Genomic DNA, 19545 nt, shown 5'->3' with positions numbered 1-19545 from the left:
AAAATGTTTTTAAACTGTTACTTGTTTTTCGGGCTCTGCGTAACAAAATATAATATCGCTTTTGGCCTTACTGAGTTCGTTTTCAATTTCAGGAAAAGTAAAGCCAAGCTTTTTTACAAATCTCTGGGTCGCCAGATTGGCTTTTGTGTAATGGGCGGTTATTTTTGTAAGGCTTAAATAGCTAAAGGCGTATTCCATTAGGGCTCCCATAGCTTCCTCAGGAAAGAGCTTGCCATTGGCTTTTGGCAAAAGCATGAAACCGATATCAGCTTCCATGTGATTGTACTTATTCTTCCAAGTCAGCCCTTGAATACCAATAGCTTGTTGTGTGGAAGTTTCAATAATGGTCCAACTCATTAATTTGGGTTTATGACTATTTTGCAACTTTATTGCTCGCTCAAATGCAGTATTTGCCTGCTCAATACTTAATGGATGGCTAATGTTGCGCATAACTTTTTCACAGCAATAGAGTTGTTGGTACAAGTTTCGATCGTGAATATTGATTGGACGACAAGATAGACGTGATGTTTGAAAGCTATGGTTATTAATGGATACTAATTGGGTTGGTCTAGGAGACATCTTTTAATCCTAATTAACGCTGTTTAGCGAAGTGGATAACGCCGGTTTGATGAGCGGAGCGGTCAAAAATCACGTAGTGATCATTCATTAGCGGTAAACCAAGTAGCGACTGATTGGGCCACCCTGCAAGCTGTGACAATATCTTAAAACAGGCCTTGCCCTTGGCTGGGGTGTTGGTTTGCCAGTAGTGCTCGGGCTTTATGTGAATGCTGACTTTTTCTGGGCTGTATTGCTTGTTGTCACAGCTATTTATACTGCTATTTTTACGGCTATGGTCACAGCTATTTTTATTGGTATTTTTACTGGTATTTTTACTGCTATGGTCACAGCGATTGTCACCGCTGTTATGAGTGTGTTGGCTATGGTGGTTGCGCTCGCCGACAAAATGCAGTGTGAGCGTGGGCCATTCATCAAGGTTTAACTGGCTCATGTCGATACCTTGATACTGCATGGCGATATCGCTAAAGGGCTTTATCAGGGCTGCAAATTTGGGGTTTAGCGCGCTGAAGTGTTCCACCATGGCGCTGTATAAGTGCTTGGTAAACACTATGCCTGACACACCTGTGTCGATAATAGCGTTACTGCGACCGCGTAGTTGTTTGTTCATGCCGATGGCTGAGAGTAGGGCGTGGTCATGGCTTACTTGGCTTGCTAGATGCTCAGGGCTTTCTATTGGCTCAAGGCTGTTTACAGGCTCAGGGCTTTCATTTAGCTCAAGGCTGTTATCTGGGTCAAGGCTGTCATCTCGCTCAATACTTTCGGCAGGCTCAAGGCTGTTCTCTATCTCCTCGGTGAGTAGGCTGTCGATTTCGGTTTGGTCGCCAACTTGGATAGAGATGAGGTTAACGTTGTAATACTTGTCTTCTACCACAGAGATAGTGGTGAACTCGCCTTGATAAAGCTCAATATGTTCTTCGCCGCCACCAATAATTAACCAGCCCTGATTGAGCGAGTCTTGGTTTAACTGTGCGAAGTGCGCTTGTTGTGCTGCTTTATCTACTTTTTCAGCTTTATCAGCGCTCTTTTTTGCACTAAAGGTGGCTGCGCTAATATCGGTAGAAAAGTGTACGCTTGAGCGGCGGCTGTAAAAAGCAAACTTATTGGCGGTTAAGCCATGTTGTGTGAGCTCAGTAAAATAGGGAATAATATCTTGAGTGGGCTGCTGTTTTAAAAAGGCTTTAAACTGACGTAAATCATCGCTGGTAAAGCGATTATCGCAATCTTGCTCAGAGTGAGCCGCCTTGTTTTCGACTTGGTTTTCTATTTGGTTTGCATTTAAATGGGCGTGGTAATCATTACTGCAAATACTAATTTCATCGTCAAATGGCCAAGGGTAGGTGAGCGCTGGAGTGATTTGGTATTTGTCGAAATAGTGTTTGAGATTGTAGCTTTTGTTTAGCTGATGGTAAGCAAGGCCGAGTATGCCGTCGGCGTGTAAAAACGTGCCCTCTTGCTTAATCGACGACACTATCGCCACCGGACAATCGTTAAGCACTATGGGCGCATGGGCATCAGGATTTGGCTCTAACTGATAACCGTCGCTTAGGTTGAAATCGATATCTTCTTCTCTGAGTCCGACTCGGGTATGCACTACAGGGCCGTCCCAGCCGCCCGCACCATATAACACTTCTTGAGCAAAGCTGGTGGCCACTAAGCTAGTGTCTTGCTCGTCGTCATAATCACTGTCGCTCACCACTAAGGTGCTACTGCCCGTATCAATAATCAGATTTGCTGGGGTTTTATTGGCGCCAAATCTAAGCTGGGCGCAGTAGCCGCCCATTGCATAAACATTGGTTATCGGTACTTTTAAAGTGCGTGGAGTGATTAATGGTGTGTTATCTGACATTGATTGCGCCTGATTGTTATTGTTCTTAAAGCTTGCAAGCTAACGAGATAAAGCTGATTTGATAGCGAAAATCACAATAGCAGAAATTGTTTTACAGGTTAATTAATTGTTAATTCGCGTGTGATTTTACTAAAGCGTGCTGCTTAAGTTGAGGTAGGTTTTGCAGTTAAATGCTTGAGCGAGGTGCAAATCAAGTTGGGGGAGTATATTTGCACCTCGTTGGTTAACTATGAGGCAATGACAAACTGGCCTTGCATAATAGCCCAGTGACCTGGGAATGAACAAAAGAAGCTGTACTGTTTTGCAGGATCGAGATCAGCGGTGCTAAAGGTAATGCTAGTGCTTTCACCGCCACCAATAATATCGGTATGAGCAAGCACTCTAGGATCATCAGTTTTGACGTAGCTGTTTGCTGCGCCAGCTGCCATGCCTTCGTTAGCAACAGCTGACATATTAGCGGTTTCAGTTAGTACCCAGTTATGGCCCATGGCCGTTTTTGGTAGGGTGCCTGCGTGGTGTAAATTAAGCGTCACTTCGGTGCAACCTACTGGAAGGGTGAGCTCTTTCTTATCAAACTGCATAGCATCGGTTGCATTGATATCGAGTTGGCAGGTGTTGGCGCTAGCAAAGGCTGAAAAACTTAGCATGAGTGTTGCAGCAACAAACTTGATTAGGGTAGGCATAGTTAAATTCTCATATAGTTAATGACGCTAGCATCCTAATGTAAAAAACATTAAATGAGAATGATAATTAATTGTAAATGTTTTCTAAAGATAGTGATTAGAGCGCTAAACTATTTATCATTAAACAGAGGGCGCGCATTTTTGTGAGTGGGCTTAGAGGCTAAACCCACTCATCAACTTTGCTGTTATTTAGCGTTAACCTTGATGCGCTCAACATCGGTGGTAGGGGCTTCAACTTCAAAATCGAGTTGTACTTTTGAACCTTGCACACCGTTAGGCGAACTCTGGTATTGCCATTGCTTTAGTGCAGTAATCGCCACTGCATCAAACACTTTCTCTGGTGATGATTTAATTACGCTAACATTGGTTACTGCGCCACTTGGGGTAATATCGAACTGCAGTTGCACAAAACCATTTTGGTTAGCCTTTGCTGCTTCAATGGGATATTTAGGCTCAATGCGCATGGTTGGATACACCACTGATTGTTTATCGACTCCGCCAGCTTGAACTTGTTGATTTAACATTAGGCCGCAAAGCCCTAAAACCATGATTAATCCTATAACTGCAATGCTGCTTTGGCCTTTTTGCTGGGTTTTCATTTGCATAATACGTTCCTTGAGTATGTTTTTATTTCCGTAGTGAGTGTGTAGCAAGCCGTGCTGGGCCTGCTGTGAATAAGCCAACAGCACTTGACTATAACTGATTTTTTGTTGCTTGCTGAGTGACTGGGTCACATGGGCATCGCAGGCTAGCTCTTGATCATCGCGAAAGCGACGGTATGCAAGCCAGCAAATGGGATTAAACCAAAACAGACATAACACGCCATACGCCAATAAATTGCACTGTAGATCGCCACGTTGGTGGTGATATTGCTCGTGATTGATAATGGCTTGCTGCTCTTGTGCATTAAGTTGGTTGAAGTTAACTGGCAAGATGATTTTTGGGTTCACAATGCCTATAAGCATCGGCGATTGTACTTTGGGGTGAACGTAAGTCGCTAGGCGTGAAAATGGGGTGCTTACTTTTGTCGCGCTGCGTGCAAGGGCCTTGATTGATACAAGCTGCAGCGCAAGTTGAATAAGCATAATAGAAATTCCGCCAAGCCATATGTAGCTGGCAAATAGCCCATAGTTTGTTGTATTTTTAGCTTGAATTATTTTACTTGCCAAAACGCTGTAATGAGCGATTTGCTGAGACTGAACTGCTGCAAATAAGTTTGGCATGGCAGCAACTATTGTTGAGCTAAGTAACAGAATAGGGACTGCGAGCCAAAGATGATAAGTCTGGTGTGAGCCTAAGTATTTTTGTAGTGGCTTGTGGCAAATCAGTAAGCCTACGCAAATTAGGCTTAGCAGTATGGTTTGTTGCGCCATCCATAGCATCATGACTTGTTTTCCTTTTGCCATGTATCAATCAACTGTTGCAGTTCAGCAACATCTTCCGCGTTAAGTTTGTTTTGCTTAGCAAAGCCTACAACGAGTGGGGCAATGCGGCCTGAGAATAAACGCTCAATAAAGGATTCAGTTTCTTTTAGCTGGTATTCGCTTTGATCAATTAGTGGCGAGTACAGGTAAGAGCGGCCTTGTTTTTCAAAACCAATGGCTTGCTTTTTGACTAATCGATTTAGCAAGGTTTTTACGGTTTTCTCATGCCATTCATGGCTGCGGGATAACTCATTAATGACTTCGCTGGCGCTTTTTGGGGATGACTGCCATAAAATATTAAGCACTGTTAGTTCTGCATTACTGATCTCTTTCATTTTGGGTCTCTTGCTAATAAATTTTCGATTACACTTGTAATGTATATTTAAGATTACAAACGTAATCAATTTGTGCAAGTTATTTTTGGGTGAAAATTAATCATTATTATTGGTTTGAATATAAGGTGTTGTTAATTAAACTGGTTTTGTATATTCAACTTTTGGGAAGGACATAAATCGATATTTCGGTTTTACTTTGTGTTTAGCCTAGATAGAATGTGCCGTATGAAAAAACGCCTCGACAAGGATTGTAAAGGTATGCGGCCATCTTCATCTCATGTTGTATTTACTTTTATCAGTAGTCTGCTTTTTGCGGTTTCTCCTCTGAGTTTTGCTGATGACTCCAGCAAAGATAGTGCTAAAAATTCCCTCCCTAAAAGCTCAGCTAATAAACAACTACAGCAATTGGTTATTTTTGGGCAAACTTTTAATTTTAATTTGCCTGTGGATTGGAAGCTGGCTTATTCAGAGCAACAGGAAACCATGTATTCAGCAGAGTTTGTACCTATGGGGCAAGAGCTGCAAACTTGGTCGTCTATGGTGTGCGTACAAGGCTTTAAGGGTGTTGCTGAAGATATTGAACCACAAGAATTTTTAGAAACCATGGCTAACGTTTACCTTGAAAGTTGCCAAGGTGAAATGGTGTTTGAAGACTTACCTAGTGAGCCGCTAGGTGGGCATGAAACTGCTAGTGCAATTATAGGTTGCACTCAAATGCCTAATACGCATATTAAGTCGATTAAAGGTGTGGCCTATTCCTCTGCTACTAGCTTAGGTGAAATAGGTCATTACACTGTGGTGAAAGGCAAAGCGGACTTATATTTAATCCATAAGTCGATACGCGGTAACACCTTTAATAAAGCAAACCCACCAGTGAAAGCGCATAATTATCAAGAGTTCCTATCCAGTATTATGCCGTTGAGCTTACATTAGTCATCAGCCAAATAGCGGTTTGAGCTGTTTACTGGCTGATTTTTAAAGTAAATGTTCTAACTTATAACTAATGGTTGTGTTATTCCTGCCTCTATCTCCGTGTTTTATCTGTGCTTAGGTTAGACATTTAACCGTATAGACGTCTATAATGCGCGCACTCTCAATGGTGATGCTTTTTTACTCTTGGGTGATTGCAATACATGCTATTGAATAAATGGCGCTTCAAATGATGTCATCTACAATGAAAAGTTTATTGGTTTAAGCTTTTTATTACTTAGTTATTGATAAAAATAGCGCATAAAAAACAGCTCATAAAAAGAGTATTTTAGTCAACTTTATTGGTGCCCAAGTTACTGCTGTAACTGAGGATAATCGGGAAGTCAGTTAAATTCTGACACTGCCCCCGCAACGGTGAATGGTGAGAGACAAGTGCGCCTTAATGGAAAGGCGTTTAAAGCTTGTACTCGGGTATTACACGTAATACAGAACCTAAGTCCGGAGACCGGCCAGCAAAGTGATTTCGATGATTTCGGCGGGCAGATCTCGAGATGCGGCAGATTGACGGTTAGGCATAAAGTTAACTTTTGCCCCGGTTCTCCGTGACGTTTTTGCCCCGTTTTCCTTTTAGGAGTCAAAGGTAAATGGGAACACAACCATCAAAAATCGCACTGCTAGTTAGCAGTCTTTTAAGCTTATCTGCATTTTCGGCAACGGCTGAAGAAGGCACTACCGCTACAGTAAACGTTGACGAAACCATTACGGTTACTGGTTCACGTTTTGACAGAACTGCTGATCAGCAGTTAACCGTTATCAATACCATTGAGCGTGAAGAAATCGCACGTCTTAACCCTAAGTCGGTTGCCGATGTACTAGAAACATTGCCGGGTGTGAGCATTTCACGCAATGGTGGTGCAGGCCAAGCTACGTCAGTTAGTGTTCGTGGTAGTAATTCCAATCATGTTCTAGTGCTTGTTGACGGTGTTAAGGTTGGCTCTGCCACTTTAGGTACTGTTAGCTTTAACACGCTATCGCCTGAAAACATCGAACGAATCGAAGTTCTAAAAGGCCCACGTGCATCAGTTTGGGGCAGCGATGCGATTGGCGGTGTGATCCAAATCTTTACGCGTCAACTAAAAGGCGGTGAATGGTTTGCAGGTGCTGAGTACGGTAGCAATGATTACATTCGTGGTTCATTTGGTACTGGCATGAGCCATGGTAACGGCAGCACAACCCTTGCAGTTAACCATGAACAGTCTGACGGCTATGACGTATACAATGGCGCACCTGCTGAAAATGACGACGACGGTTATAAGCGCAATGCCTTGTCGTTAAAAGGGTCTCAGCAAATTAATCAAAACTGGCAAGCACTTTGGAACGGCCAGTATGATAAAGGTAATACTCAGTACGATGATATTTATGCATCGGGCTCTGCTGATGAATCAGATTATGAGAACTATCTATGGAACCTCGCGGCTCAATACAGCAATGATAAATTTACCAGCAAACTGGCGTTAAGCCAGTCTCGTGATGCGAATGAAAACTTCCGAGGCGACGATATCAGTGTGCCGGTTTCAGAGTTTGAAACCAAGCGCGATCAAGTTAACTGGAGTAACCAATATTTAGCCACTAATGACTTAACATTTACAGGTGGTATTGATTGGTCAAATGAGACGGTAAAAGGTGATTATGCTCAAGATGAGCGTGATCTTTTCGGTGCTTATTTACTTGCGCAAAAGCAATGGAGCCAGCTGCTTGCTGAAGTTGCTGTACGTTATGATGACGTAGAGAATATCGATAGTGAAGTGTCTTACAATGCGAGTCTTGCCTATCAGTTTAACGACCAATGGCGTTTAGCTGCATCAACGGGTACAGCGTTTAAGGCTCCAACTTTTAACGATTTATACTGGCCTGATTCTGGTAACCCAGATTTAATTTCAGAAACAGCTGAAAGTTATGACCTAACCTTGCATTACACTGCTAACGATATTCGTGCTTATATCAGTGTGTTTGAAAACACCATTGATAACCTTATTGCTTGGGCACCAACAGGTGAAAAAGACGATTTTGGTTGGGATATCTGGAAGCCTGCTAATATAAATGAAGCTAAAATTCAAGGTGTTGAATTATCGGCTAACTTTAGCTTATTTAGCTTAGATCACCAGTTAGCTTACACTTATCTAGATGCAGAGAATAAGCAGACTGGTGAAGAGTTGATTGGCCGCAGTGAAAACGAGTTTAACTACCAGTTGAGCTATGGCTGGGATCAGGTTGATCTATTGGCTAACTACCACTATCAAGGAAAGCGCTATGCCGGCAGTAATGATTTCTTTGACGCCACTCACCAGCTAGATTTGAGCATAGGTTATCAGCTAGATGATGCTTGGAGTCTACGTTTGAAAGCCAATAATCTATTTGATGAAGAGATAATTTCGGCACAAAACTACTTCAGCCCTGGTCGAGAGTTTTACTTTAGCGTGAGCTACCAAGCCTTTTAAAACATTTTTTTAGTAGGCATTAAAAGCCAGACCTTGTGTCTGGCTTTTTTTATGTTATTTTTTGGGCAAACTTATCAATAAAGCGTCTTCTTATGTGTCATTTATTGCTCAGGTTAGTAGTGATCTTACCTTTACTATTACTACAAGCTTGTTCGGGTGCCAGCATTGGTGAGTTACCACCTAATGCGAGGTTACTGGCTTTTGGTGATAGTCTGACTTTTGGTGTTGGCGCGGCGAAAGGGCAAGACTATCCAAGTCAGTTAGCGGCTATTAGTGGCTTTGAAGTGATTAACGCTGGCATTTCTGGTGAAACAACGACTGGTGGACTTAAACGCTTAAATGGGCTGCTCGATACACATTTACCTCAGGTGCTTATTTTGCTTGAGGGGGGCAATGACTTTTTAAGAAACCATAGCGAAGCAAAGACTAAGGCTAATCTCGCGAGCATGATTGAAATGGCCCAAGCCAAGCAGATCCCAGTTTTACTGGTTGCCGTACCGCAAAAGAGCCTATTTGTTTCGCCGTCACCGATTTATGCTGAGCTTGCTGAGCAATACCAGTTAGTTTTAGTGGAAGATACATTAAGTGACCTATTGAAAAGCCCTAGCATGAAATCAGACGCGATACACTTGAATGAACAGGGTTATTTAGCGCTTGCTAATGCGGTTTATGAAAAGCTTTTAGATTAAAAGTCATTAAATAACAGCTTGTTATGTTATCATCTCTCTCTTGTAGGGAAGTCGAGACTGTAATAGAAAATCCTGATAGTGTCCGTTTAATCACAGAATGACTTAACTTAGAAAAATTAATCACCAGAAAACCGTAGAAACTTGCTAAGGTAATCGCTTATATGGCTTGACCTTCAATGTCATATTGTGGGTTAATTTAGCTGAAATTTAATGGATAGAATTATTAAAAAATAAGGTTTAATGTTTCGCATGACAGATCTTGAGCAGCAAGTATTTACTCAAGTACGCGCCATTATCAGCAATGAAGAGCAGGTAATAGGGCGTCGAGGGATCCTGATCCCATTGAAAAAGGCCATTATTGCAGACGGTGATATCCGCAACGTTATCGATATAGTTTCGTCTGATCCAGCCTTATCAGCCCATCTGCTTTGGCGCAGTAACAGTGCTGATCACGCTACGCCGCAAACCAGTAAAAATCGCTCATTGAAAGATGCGTTAGTGCGTTTAGGGCAAGTTAATATTTATCGTTATGCGTTTACTTTCTATTTGAAAGAACGTTTAGACGAATTAAGTGAACCTTATAAGAAGTTGGTTCAAGGCTACTGGTCGCTAACTGAAGCAATTGCGATTGACGCAGTAGACCAACTGTACCAATTAGATGACTTACAAATTAGCCCAGATGAAGTGCAGACATTAGCGCTGTTTAGCGTGTTTGGCGACATTATTGCGCTAACGGCATTTGCTTACTTAAACTCAGAGGCGGAGCAGGCTTACCCTATTAGTGTATTGAAGTCTGTGATTGAAGGGCAGCAGCAAACTTTGACCTTAGAAGCATTTGGCTCATTAGGGCTTGATGACGACTTACGTGATGAGTTTTTGATTGCGCATAACCTACGTCAGACACATAACGAGAGTTCGCCAGGATTGGTGTTAAGACGCGTTTTAGCTAAAAGAGGTTTATTACTTAAGCCGATATGAGCGTTTACTTAAAAGCCTGCATTTGCAGGCTTTTTTGTTTTTAGCGTTAGCTTGAGACGATACTAGTTTATTTTTTGCTTGGCTAAGCCTTCTTGTGCGACTAACTCAAGCCAATGTTGAGCCAAGCGAGCATTGGCTCCATTACGGCGATAGGCGCCAAATAACGGACGTTTTAATCCTTCTGCGCCGAGTTTAAGGCTGGTTAAACTTAGGCCATGAGCTTCGCTAATAGACCAGCTTGGTAGCGCCGCAATACCATCTTTACAAGCTATACGCTGTAACAGCATCATGGTTAAATCGCAGGTCACTTGTGGGCCCGCTTTTATGCCTGCCGGCTCTAAAAAGTGGCGGAAGATATCTAAACGCTCAAGTGCAACCGGATAGCTTAAAATCGGTAACCCTTCTAATTGTTTAGGTGTAACAAACTCTTGATGAGCGAGAGGGTGATCACTTGCAACGACGAGTCTGACTTCGAAATCAAACAAGTGTTGATAAGCAATGGCTTGGCCGGGAACAGGATCTGACGTTAACACCACATCTAGCTCGCCTTGTTCTAGCGCATTAAGCGAATCGAACAGATGACGACTTGATAGGTCCAGATCAGCCAAAGGGTATTGCTGTCTAAATTGTTCCATCACCGGCATTAACCAACGGAAACAGCTATGGCACTCAATACCAACACCTAAATGGTTATCGCCATCTTCTAAGCCTTTTTTCAAATCAAATTCAGTTTCTATCACTTTCGGCAAGATATCTTCTGCAAGATTAAGTAAGCGTGCGCCTTCTTGAGTAAAAGAAAGTGGCTTACTTTTACGCACAAAGATTGCTGAGTTAATCCGTGTCTCCAGTTCTTTAATTTGATGCGACAGTGCCGACTGAGTGACGAAGCGTTTCTTTGCAGCCCCGGCGAGGCTGCCGCTTTCTTTAAGGGCAACTAACGTACGTAAATGTCTAAGCTCTATCATATTATCCTCACATGAAATCCGCTCATGTAGCGCTTGAATTCGTTTCGATTGCGAATACCTAGGCTATCACAATAAACTTCTAGACGTCCAGACGCCCGGCAATCTGTTTTGTTATATGTCATTCAGATGGGCGCTAACTCTGAATTTTGTTCATCTTAACACTGAAAGGTATACAATATGCAATTAAATAGTTTGGGATTTCCACGGATCGGTCGTTTACGCGAATTAAAGTTTGCTTTAGAAAAATACTGGCGTGGTGAGATTGAACAGTCGCAACTTCTTGAAGTTTCAAAGGGGTTGCGCCAAACCCATTGGCAATGGCAAGCGGATGCAGGGGTAAACTTATTACCTGTGGGTGATTTTGCCTTTTATGATCAGGTATTAACTCTTAGCGCTACATTGGGGGCTATTCCTGAGCGACACCGCAGCGATTCAGGTATAGATTTAGACACCTTGTTTCGTGTCGGACGTGGCAGAGCACCTACAGGTAATGATGCCCCTGCCGCTGAAATGACTAAATTTTTTAATACTAACTATCACTACATAGTGCCAGAGTTAAGCGCTCATCAAGTTTTTGATATTGCTTATGAGCAGTTATTTGATGAAGTAAGTGAAGCGCAGAATTTGGGCCATCAAGCTAAGCCGGTGATCCTTGGTCCTGTTTCATTCTTGTATTTGTCAAAAGCCGTCGGCACAGAGTTTGATAAGTTGAGTTTGTTACCACAGCTTATCGAAGCTTATCAAAAAGTATTGCAACGTTTTGCTGACCAAGGCGTTGAGTGGGTGCAGCTTGATGAACCTATCTTAGCATTAGAGCTGGAAAGCGACTGGCAAGCAGCGATTACTCAGGCTTATCAAATATTGGCAAGCAGTTCACCTAAACTGTTATTAGCAAGTTACTACGGCAGCATTGCTCATCATCACCAATTAGTGTCGGCTTTGCCTGTGGCGGGTCTGCATTTAGATTTAGTCACAGCACCAGAGCAATTAGCTGACTTTGTCGCAACCTTAGATCCTGAGCAGATTTTATCGGTTGGGGTGATTAATGGCCGTAATGTATGGGCCGCGGAGCTTGACCAAATTGCGAGCCAGTTAACGAGTGTGGCTCGCGATCTTAAGCAGCGTTTATGGTTATCACCTTCATGTTCGTTGCTGCATAGTCCTGTTGATTTAGAAGTCGAAACTGAGCTTGCTCCAGCGCTTAAATTACAACTGTCTTTTGCCAAGCAAAAACTTACCGAGTTAAATAAACTTAAAGTGCTGCTAACTGAGGCTAATTCTGCTGAAGCTCACTCCATTGTCAGCGAGTGCGAAGCAAGGCGTGATGCCCGTGCCAAAGCGGCTAATCAAGCTGTCATCGACCGAGTTGATGCGTTAACAGAGCAAGAATACCAACGTGATGATGCTTTTTCGGTAAGGCAAGCGGTGCAGCGAGCTAAGTATCGTTTGCCGTTATTGCCAACCACAACCATAGGCAGTTTTCCGCAAACTCCTGCCATTCGTGGTTTGCGCAGCCGTTGGCGTAAGGGAGAGTTGAGCCTTGAGCAATATAACGAGCAGTTACGTCAAGTCACCCAAGACACAGTAGAGCGGCAATTAAAGCTAGATATCGACGTGTTAGTACATGGCGAAGCTGAGCGCAACGACATGGTGGAATACTTTGGTGAGCAGCTTGAAGGGGTTGGTTTTACTCAATTTGGTTGGGTGCAAAGCTATGGCTCGCGCTGCGTTAAACCGCCACTTATTTATGGGGATGTGTCGCGACCAACTGCAATGACGATTGACTGGGCTGAGTTTGCCCAAAGCCTTACTGAAAAACCGGTGAAAGGCATGTTAACTGGCCCTGTCACTATCCTACATTGGTCATTTGCCCGTGAAGATATTAGCCGTGAGCTGATAGCGACTCAAATTGGCCTGGCTATTCGTGACGAAGTGGTTGATTTGCAAAACGCAGGTATTGGTATCATCCAAATTGATGAGCCTGCATTTCGCGAAGGACTGCCACTGAAGAAAAGCGACTGGCAGCATTACTTAGATTGGGCGGTTAATGCCTTTAAACTCAGTGCTGCTGGCGTAACTAATGCTACGCAGATCCATACTCATATGTGTTATAGCGAGTTCAATGAAACCATCGCAGCGATCGCGGCCATGGATGCTGATGTGATCACTATTGAGACATCTCGTTCTAGAATGGAACTGCTCAATGCATTTGAAGATTTTAATTATCCCAATGAAATTGGTCCGGGTGTTTACGATATTCATTCGCCGAATACACCGACAGTCGATGAAATCGTGAGCCTAATGCAAAAGGCGGCGAGCAAAGTTCCTGTTGAGCAGCTGTGGATTAACCCTGACTGCGGCTTAAAAACCCGTACTTGGGATGAAGTTGAGCCAGCGTTAGTTAACTTAGTGGAAGCAACGAAGATTTTGCGTCGCCAACTAAGCTAAGTTATTTGTGGCTAACTCTTTAGTTTAACGAGTAGCAATAACGTAAGCAGTTCGTCGATTGATCTCGGTGAGCTGCTTTGGTGATTTTTTCAGCGGTTGTAATAAAATCGGCGCTAGCGGTGAACTATTTTTGCAAATGTCCGGTCTTATTGATTGAACTGCATATCTAGTTTGCTTTACTGCTTCACCACGTTAGGCTTTTCAGCTTTAGGCGTTAGTGAATTGAGAGTAAATTAACAATAGTGCTTGTTACCTTTTTTGACCTTGAACCGGAGTTCTCTATCTCTCATTCGCGCTTTAGTAAAACTAACAAGTATTGGACTGTTATGGTGTTTTCCATATTAGTCTTATTTTGCTTGGCGCAAAATAGTGGCGTGTTTCGCATCTTTGAGCAGCTAAATACCAGCTCATCTACTTACGCAAGTATACTTGCCGCTGAAGTTAATAATGCGGTAAGCAATAACGCAATCAATATGAGCGAAGCGGGTGTTAGCCAAGCTAAAGACTCTGAATTTAAGCAGTGTGAACTATCTGAAAAGTCATTAAGAGTGTGTCTCGACGAACCCCCGATTTTGCCTTTATTAGTGCTGCTATTTATCTTCCCCTTTATTCCGCTTGCCTCACGCGTGCTGCAAGGGGCGCTCAATGTCCCAATACTGCCTCGGCCTAGGCGGATCCACCTTTCTCTGTGTCGCTTTCAAGAATAAAACACCTGTGCTAGCGCTTATACTGAAAAGTCTTATTCGCTAGCCCATCTAACTGAATTTGCTTGTTTTATACTAATTGGTATTAGGCCCCAGTAACGCTATATTGCTGTTATCAAAGGTGGATCTAACTGCTAACGTAAGCCGTTTATTAATCGTTATAACAGCAGTTTAAAAGCGCTGGTTTAGTGACGATCCGTTTCTACGGAGAAAGAAAATTGACAATATTAAGACAGATTATTCTAGTGTGTTTGATTGCATTAGCTAATCCGGTTTTTGCCCAGTCAACAGGCTGGCTAGAGAACCCTAATCATCCGCCTGTAAAAGTGAGGTTTATGCTCACGGGGGAGGTCGATAAGGCCAGTAACACCGTACCAGGTGTGCTAGAAGTTGAGCTGGATGGCGAGTGGAAAACCTACTGGCGTAGCCCTGGTGAGGGCGGAATAGCACCAAGTATCGACTGGAGTGGTTCCAGTAACTTAAACCAAGTTGATTGGGACTGGCCTGCTCCTGAGCAATTCTCGTTACTGGGTCTGCAAACCTTTGGTTATCATCATGAGGCTGCGTTTCCGATGCAGTTGCAACTCAACGACACCAATGAACCTACCCATTTACAGGGAAAATTTACCCTGTCGTCATGCACTAACGTGTGCGTATTAACTGATTATGAGCTCAATCTTGATATCGACCCAGCAGCGTTAAATGCCGATGTTGATGCCATGTTTGCTTATAACAAAGCCGTGTCTAAAGTCCCGGTTAAATTGCAACGTGAAGATATCGCTCTTGGCTGGGATGCTAAGGCGCAGCAACTGCAAGTAGAGATGGACGATAACGGTTGGACTTTGCCAAAGTTTATTATTGATGGTGAACCCGACACCACCTTTAAGTTTGTCCGTTTCGAGCGTTATGACACTGATAGTGGCCAGCAAAAGCTAAGAGCTATTTTTGATGCAAGTAGTTGGTTAGGTGAACCAGAGCTTATTGGTAAGTCATTGAACCTTACTGTGATGGATAAAGAGCGCGCATTAGAGTTTGCTGCAACCGTCAGTGGCACCACCATTCAAGCAAGCGGCCATTCTTTATTAAGCATGTTAGTTATCGCGCTATTGGGAGGCTTGATTTTAAATGTCATGCCTTGCGTATTGCCGGTACTAGGTATGAAGTTAAGCTCAGTGATTGCCGCACCAGACCTGCAAGTGAAGCAAATACGCCAGCAGTTTATTGCTTCAGCATTAGGGATTTTAGTGTCTTTTTGGTTACTGGCTGGATTTATTTTAATCCTTAAATTTACTGGGCAGGCCATAGGTTGGGGCGTACAGTTCCAAAACCCATGGTTTATTGGTTTTATGGCGCTGGTGACGGCTGTATTTGCCATCAATATGTTGGGGGCATTTGAGATTAATCTGCCATCGAGTTTGCAAACTAAGTTGGCAACCACAGGCGGTAATGATCAGCGTGGCCATTTTTTGCAAGGCATGTTTGCCACTTTACTGGCAACGCCGTGTAGCGCACCGTTTCTGGGCACAGCTGTAGCCTTTGCCCTTGGCGCAGATGTACTCAGTCTATTTGTTATCTTTACCGCTCTCGCGATAGGTATGGCATTACCTTGGCTAATTGTTGCTGCGTTTCCTCAAGTTGCGCGTTACTTCCCTAAACCGGGTCGTTGGATGAGTGTGGTTAAAGTGGTTTTCTCAGGCCTATTGCTGCTTACGAGTCTGTGGCTAATCAGCTTGTTGGCAAGCTTTATTGCGACGATTTATTTATGGGGGGCTGCTTTGCTATTAGTGCTGCTGTTTTTAGCACTGATCACTAAAGTACACGGCAAAGCAGCTTTGATAGCGAGTTTCAGCTTAGGTTTGCTGGCACTTGCGGTTGGTGCTTTCGCAACATCAGACAGATGGGCGCAACCATTACCGACCGATCTATCTTGGGCGCCACTAGATGAAGCGCAAATTCAGGTTCAAGTTGCCGCGGGTAATACCGTATTTGTTGATGTGACTGCCGATTGGTGCATTACCTGTAAAGCCAATAAGGTTGGGGTGATCTTGCAAGATCCTGTCTATAGCGCCCTAAAAGCTGAAAATATCCACTTGATGAAAGGTGATTGGACTAAGCCGTCTGCGCCAATTACAGCCTATTTACAAAGCCATAATCGCTTTGGTGTGCCGTTTAACGTGGTTTACGGCCCGAATGCACCAGAGGGCATTGAGCTGCCTGTTATTTTGTCGGCAAGCGAAGTGATTGAGGCTATTAATCGCGCCTCAGCAAGCCGTTAAATAACCTAAAAGTCATTAGCAAAGTAATAAATAGTATTGGTCTTAGCCTTAGCGATCACACTATTAAATGAACCCCATTTAGATGAGTCGCGTAAAGCGGCTCTAAGAGATAACGATGTTAAATAAAACTCATGTTGAAACTGAAAATAAAGCACAAGCCTTGGCAATGAACAGCCAAAATCCTGCCATTTTTGCTCGAAAACTCACACTTGGTTTATCACTTTTAGCATTAACCACATTGGCTTTTTTTAGTGGTTCAATGCTAATGAGTGCTACTGCACAAGCAGAAGATGGCCTTAATCCTACCGAACAACAAGAGGTAAAGGCCATAGTAAAAGAGATGCTATTAAGTGATCCTAATCTACTTAAAGAAGCCGTTATTGCTATGCAGATGCGTGAGATGGCGCAGCAGCAAGCTAGCGTGAAAGATGTGATTATGGCCGAGCAACAGGCACTGTTTCATACGGCTTCCGATCCCTGGAAAGGGGCTGAGAACCCTGAGCTGACTATGGTGTACTTTACTGACTTTAACTGTCCATATTGTAAAAAGCTTGAGCCTGAACTGGATAAGTTAATGGCTGAATTTCCCAAGCTAAAAATTATCATAAAGATGGTTCCACTTCAGGGACAAAGCGCTGTTGATGCAGTGGATTTAGCGCAAACGGTTTGGTTAAATGAGCCTGCTAAATACGCTAAGGTCAAACAGACGTTAATGGCTGTTCCGCGCCGTTTAGATAGCTCAACAATTACTAAAGTGGCCAACATGACTGACACCACTAAGTGGTTAGATAACACTGACTCGCGTGTTGCTGATGCTGTGTCTGCTAATTTGCAGCTAATGCGTAAACTGGGGATTGGCGGCACGCCAAGTATGATTATTGGTGATGAAGTGGTTGCTGGCTTAGTGCCATTTGCGCAGTTGAAACAGCATGTAGAGCAAGCTTTGGAGGCCAACAATGACCAAGGATAACCGCCATTGTACTGACGATAACCCTAATGCTCCGCCAAGTCCTTTAGGGCGCAAAGTCATTGGCTGGCTTAAGCAATTGCTATTTATGTTGCTGGTGTTTACCGTGTTCTCGGCTGTGCTAGATGTATGGCGTAGCCGAGATATGCCTAAAACTGACTTAGCCAATATTCAAGCTACTACGGTGCAAGGTGACAAGGTCAATTTACTCGCGATGAGCCATGAGCAACCGGTATTATTGTATTTTTGGGGGACTTGGTGTCCGGTATGTAGTTTTGTGAGTCCATCTGTCGACATCGCTGCCAGCCAATATAAAGTGGTAACTGTGGCAATGACATCAGGCAGTGACACTAAGATGCAGCAATATTTGCGGCACAAAGACTATGACTTTGCCGTGGTTAATGATCCACGAGGTGAAATATCGCAGCAATGGTCAATGCAAGTGACACCAACGCTGATGGTGATCAAAGATGGAGAACTGGCGTTTTATACCAGCGGCTTTACTAGTTTGCCTGGGATCTGGTGGCGTATGTTATTGGCATAATAAAGGTCCTAATCTTTTTTAGCGCAACAGCTAATCTCAACCATGAGCCGCATAATTTATGCGGCTTTTTACTGTCATAGCTTAAGAGCTGTGACTAAGTAATCGATAAAGGCGCGGATCACTGGGCGCATATGCTTACCACCACGATAGAGCGCATAGATATCACCGCTAGATCCCTCCGACAGCGAGGGTGTCCACTCGGGTAGACAGCGCACTAAGCTGCCATCTTGAATTAAGCCATCCATCATCCAACTGGACAATTGCACTATGCCACCATGATGAATCGCCGCCTCAAGAATGGGGGTGCCCCCTCGTGAGGTTAAGTTCCCCTGCACTGGAACCTTCTTATATTGTTTGCCCTTTTTGAAATGCCAATAGGTGCGCTGTCTGTCACGGTCGAGCAACAAACAGTTATGATGTTGCAATTCTTCGGGCTTCTTGGGAGCACCAAATTGAGCTAAGTATTTAGCACTCGCACAGAGCGAAGTTTGGTTGGCCATAAGCATTCTGGCGTTAAGACTCGAATCTTGTGCATTGCCAATACGAATGGCTATATCCACGTTCTCTGAGTGCAAATCGACTAGCTGATTATCTAAGTCAATTTCAATTTTCACCTTAGGATATAGGGCTAAGAAACCGGGTAGAATAGGGCAAATTTTTACTCGACCAAATCCTTCAAATACCGAAATCCTCAATATTCCTTCAGGTTGTACCTCTTGCTTAGATAGAGAGGCTTTAAGGTTTTCTTCATCAATAACAAGTTTGCGTGCGCCAGTTAGAAATTGCTCTCCAGCTTCGGTGAGTAATAGCTGTCGGGTGCTGCGCTTGAGTAAGACGGCATTAAAGTCTTGCTCAAGGCTATCGATATTACGGGCAACACTTGAGGGTGCCATATTGAGCACCTCGGCCGCTTTGGAGAAGCTTCCGAGTTCAACCACTTTGATGAAGATCCGCATCGTACTTAACATGAGTTATCTCTACCTTACCTTTGCGTTTTACGCAAAGGTAAAGCAGTTTGCATCTGTATTCCAGCTTTATTGTATCTATGGATAATATCTCTTACTCCATTAATCGATTCAATCAATAAGGTATAACAGATGACTCAAGTAACTAATCAACACCTTTCAATTTCCGCAGCGCTAGAAAGTAGTGAGATCAGCAGCAGTGTGATGGCGTGTATGCTCAAGACGGAAAACTATGTCAATAGTTGTGGCATTGAGCATGCTTTACTCGAGCTTATTCGCTATAGAGTGTCGTTAATCAATGGCTGCGCTTACTGCATCGATATGCACTTTAAAGAGGCTCTCGCCGCAGGTGAGACAGCCCAGAGAATGGCGTCACTGTCTATCTGGCGAGAAGCGCCTTATTACACAGACAAAGAGCGTGTGGTATTTAATTGGGCGGAGGCGATCACAGATCTTCCCCATGCAGGAGTGACCCATGATGAGGCGCGTCTGCTACAGGCGACAACGGCACTAAGTGGCTACTTTTCTAGTAAAGAGATAAGTGAGCTTACACTTGCTGTGATCCAAATTAATGCCTGGAACCGCTTGGCTAAAACGTTCGACTTTGGTGTAGGTAGTTTTGAGGTGAGCAGCTAAAAGAACACCTCTTATTTGGTTACCAAGGCGTTTGCCAATCAGCTTAAGTTGGTCAAGATATGGTATGTGTATAAATCT

The 19545-nt window shown here is 43.5% G+C and carries 17 protein-coding genes and 1 riboswitch; of the genes, 10 read left to right on the top strand and 7 right to left on the bottom strand.

Features of this window, described 5'->3' with window-relative positions; genetic code table 11:
- Nucleotides 1-9: 9 nt before the first annotated feature.
- The 5 genes from L2747_RS12345 to L2747_RS12325 form a co-directional block, all read right to left on the bottom strand.
- The gene (locus L2747_RS12345) at nt 10-579 is read right to left on the bottom strand and encodes a GNAT family N-acetyltransferase (RefSeq protein ID WP_248999326.1); all 570 of its coding nucleotides are present in this window, start codon (nt 577-579) and stop codon (nt 10-12) included.
- A gap of 13 nt (nt 580-592) precedes the next feature.
- Complete coding sequence (locus tag L2747_RS12340; protein ID WP_248999325.1) at nt 593-2425, bottom strand: pepsin/retropepsin-like aspartic protease family protein; 1833 nt, start codon at nt 2423-2425, stop codon at nt 593-595.
- 227 nt (nt 2426-2652) lie between these two features.
- Nucleotides 2653-3108, bottom strand: a complete 456-nt coding sequence (gene azu / locus L2747_RS12335) for an azurin (protein ID WP_248999324.1) — start codon at nt 3106-3108, stop codon at nt 2653-2655.
- Between the two features lie 185 nt (nt 3109-3293).
- Nucleotides 3294-4514: a M56 family metallopeptidase gene (locus L2747_RS12330; RefSeq protein ID WP_248999323.1), complete on the bottom strand. Its 1221-nt coding sequence runs from the start codon at nt 4512-4514 to the stop codon at nt 3294-3296.
- Nucleotides 4490-4867, bottom strand: a complete 378-nt coding sequence (locus L2747_RS12325; RefSeq protein ID WP_248999322.1) for a BlaI/MecI/CopY family transcriptional regulator — start codon at nt 4865-4867, stop codon at nt 4490-4492. The genes L2747_RS12330 and L2747_RS12325 overlap by 25 nt, the downstream gene beginning before the upstream one ends.
- A gap of 225 nt (nt 4868-5092) precedes the next feature.
- Here L2747_RS12325 and L2747_RS12320 point away from each other — a divergent pair, with 225 nt between their 5' ends.
- From L2747_RS12320 to L2747_RS12305, 4 genes are all read left to right on the top strand, one after another.
- Entirely contained in the window at nt 5093-5800 is a 708-nt protein-coding gene (locus tag L2747_RS12320; RefSeq protein ID WP_248999321.1) for a hypothetical protein, read from the top strand.
- A gap of 322 nt (nt 5801-6122) precedes the next feature.
- A riboswitch (cobalamin riboswitch) is annotated at nt 6123-6325 on the top strand.
- Between the two features lie 116 nt (nt 6326-6441).
- A complete protein-coding gene (locus L2747_RS12315; protein WP_248999320.1) occupies nt 6442-8295 on the top strand; it encodes a TonB-dependent receptor domain-containing protein in 1854 nt (617 codons plus the stop codon).
- A 119-nt stretch (nt 8296-8414) separates the two neighbouring features.
- Nucleotides 8415-8984: an arylesterase gene (locus tag L2747_RS12310; RefSeq protein WP_346347786.1), complete on the top strand. Its 570-nt coding sequence runs from the start codon at nt 8415-8417 to the stop codon at nt 8982-8984.
- 249 nt (nt 8985-9233) lie between these two features.
- Nucleotides 9234-9962: an HDOD domain-containing protein gene (locus tag L2747_RS12305; protein WP_248999318.1), complete on the top strand. Its 729-nt coding sequence runs from the start codon at nt 9234-9236 to the stop codon at nt 9960-9962.
- Nucleotides 9963-10024: 62 nt separating this feature from the next.
- Here L2747_RS12305 and L2747_RS12300 read toward each other — a convergent pair whose 3' ends face one another.
- Complete coding sequence (locus L2747_RS12300) at nt 10025-10927, bottom strand: LysR family transcriptional regulator (RefSeq protein ID WP_248999317.1); 903 nt, start codon at nt 10925-10927, stop codon at nt 10025-10027.
- A 177-nt stretch (nt 10928-11104) separates the two neighbouring features.
- Between L2747_RS12300 and metE the strand changes: the two genes are divergently transcribed.
- The 5 genes from metE (at nt 11105) to L2747_RS12275 (ending at nt 17866) form a co-directional block, all read left to right on the top strand.
- On the top strand, nt 11105-13375 hold the full coding sequence (gene metE, locus L2747_RS12295; RefSeq protein WP_248999316.1) for a 5-methyltetrahydropteroyltriglutamate--homocysteine S-methyltransferase: 2271 nt from the start codon (nt 11105-11107) through the stop codon (nt 13373-13375).
- A gap of 326 nt (nt 13376-13701) precedes the next feature.
- Nucleotides 13702-14082 carry a hypothetical protein gene (locus L2747_RS12290; RefSeq protein ID WP_248999315.1) on the top strand — a complete coding sequence of 127 codons (381 nt, stop codon included), beginning with the start codon at nt 13702-13704 and terminating at the stop codon, nt 14080-14082.
- A gap of 215 nt (nt 14083-14297) precedes the next feature.
- Nucleotides 14298-16355 (top strand): protein-disulfide reductase DsbD family protein, encoded by a 2058-nt coding sequence (locus L2747_RS12285; RefSeq protein ID WP_248999314.1) that lies wholly within the window; start codon nt 14298-14300, stop codon nt 16353-16355.
- Between the two features lie 115 nt (nt 16356-16470).
- Complete coding sequence (locus L2747_RS12280; RefSeq protein WP_248999313.1) at nt 16471-17325, top strand: DsbA family protein; 855 nt, start codon at nt 16471-16473, stop codon at nt 17323-17325.
- Entirely contained in the window at nt 17312-17866 is a 555-nt protein-coding gene (locus L2747_RS12275; RefSeq protein WP_248999312.1) for a protein disulfide oxidoreductase, read from the top strand. Before L2747_RS12280 ends, L2747_RS12275 begins: the two co-directional genes overlap by 14 nt.
- A 74-nt stretch (nt 17867-17940) precedes the next feature.
- On the opposite strand, the gene L2747_RS12270 is transcribed toward L2747_RS12275, so the two are convergent.
- A complete protein-coding gene (locus tag L2747_RS12270) occupies nt 17941-18834 on the bottom strand; it encodes a LysR family transcriptional regulator (RefSeq protein WP_248999311.1) in 894 nt (297 codons plus the stop codon).
- Nucleotides 18835-18963: 129 nt separating this feature from the next.
- Between L2747_RS12270 and L2747_RS12265 the strand changes: the two genes are divergently transcribed.
- Nucleotides 18964-19467: a carboxymuconolactone decarboxylase family protein gene (locus L2747_RS12265; protein ID WP_248999310.1), complete on the top strand. Its 504-nt coding sequence runs from the start codon at nt 18964-18966 to the stop codon at nt 19465-19467.
- The last annotated feature ends 78 nt before the right edge of the window (nt 19468-19545 follow it).

The organism is Shewanella marinintestina (genome assembly GCF_023283845.1).
Classification (GTDB): Bacteria; Pseudomonadota; Gammaproteobacteria; order Enterobacterales; family Shewanellaceae; genus Shewanella; species Shewanella marinintestina.
This window is presented reverse-complemented; position numbering and strand designations above follow the sequence as displayed.

Excerpts from the sequence above, each read along its gene's own strand:
- L2747_RS12345 (WP_248999326.1), bottom strand. The coding sequence starts at position 579 with ATGTCTCCTAGACCAACCCAATTAGTATCCATTAATAACCATAGCTTT.
- L2747_RS12340 (WP_248999325.1), bottom strand. The coding sequence starts at position 2,425 with ATGTCAGATAACACACCATTAATCACTCCACGCACTTTAAAAGTACCG.
- azu (WP_248999324.1), bottom strand. The coding sequence starts at position 3,108 with ATGCCTACCCTAATCAAGTTTGTTGCTGCAACACTCATGCTAAGTTTT.
- L2747_RS12330 (WP_248999323.1), bottom strand. The coding sequence starts at position 4,514 with ATGGCAAAAGGAAAACAAGTCATGATGCTATGGATGGCGCAACAAACC.
- L2747_RS12325 (WP_248999322.1), bottom strand. The coding sequence starts at position 4,867 with ATGAAAGAGATCAGTAATGCAGAACTAACAGTGCTTAATATTTTATGG.
- L2747_RS12320 (WP_248999321.1), top strand. The coding sequence starts at position 5,093 with ATGAAAAAACGCCTCGACAAGGATTGTAAAGGTATGCGGCCATCTTCA.
- L2747_RS12315 (WP_248999320.1), top strand. The coding sequence starts at position 6,442 with ATGGGAACACAACCATCAAAAATCGCACTGCTAGTTAGCAGTCTTTTA.
- L2747_RS12305 (WP_248999318.1), top strand. The coding sequence starts at position 9,234 with ATGACAGATCTTGAGCAGCAAGTATTTACTCAAGTACGCGCCATTATC.
- L2747_RS12300 (WP_248999317.1), bottom strand. The coding sequence starts at position 10,927 with ATGATAGAGCTTAGACATTTACGTACGTTAGTTGCCCTTAAAGAAAGC.
- metE (WP_248999316.1), top strand. The coding sequence starts at position 11,105 with ATGCAATTAAATAGTTTGGGATTTCCACGGATCGGTCGTTTACGCGAA.
- L2747_RS12290 (WP_248999315.1), top strand. The coding sequence starts at position 13,702 with ATGGTGTTTTCCATATTAGTCTTATTTTGCTTGGCGCAAAATAGTGGC.
- L2747_RS12280 (WP_248999313.1), top strand. The coding sequence starts at position 16,471 with ATGTTAAATAAAACTCATGTTGAAACTGAAAATAAAGCACAAGCCTTG.
- L2747_RS12275 (WP_248999312.1), top strand. The coding sequence starts at position 17,312 with ATGACCAAGGATAACCGCCATTGTACTGACGATAACCCTAATGCTCCG.
- L2747_RS12270 (WP_248999311.1), bottom strand. The coding sequence starts at position 18,834 with ATGTTAAGTACGATGCGGATCTTCATCAAAGTGGTTGAACTCGGAAGC.
- L2747_RS12265 (WP_248999310.1), top strand. The coding sequence starts at position 18,964 with ATGACTCAAGTAACTAATCAACACCTTTCAATTTCCGCAGCGCTAGAA.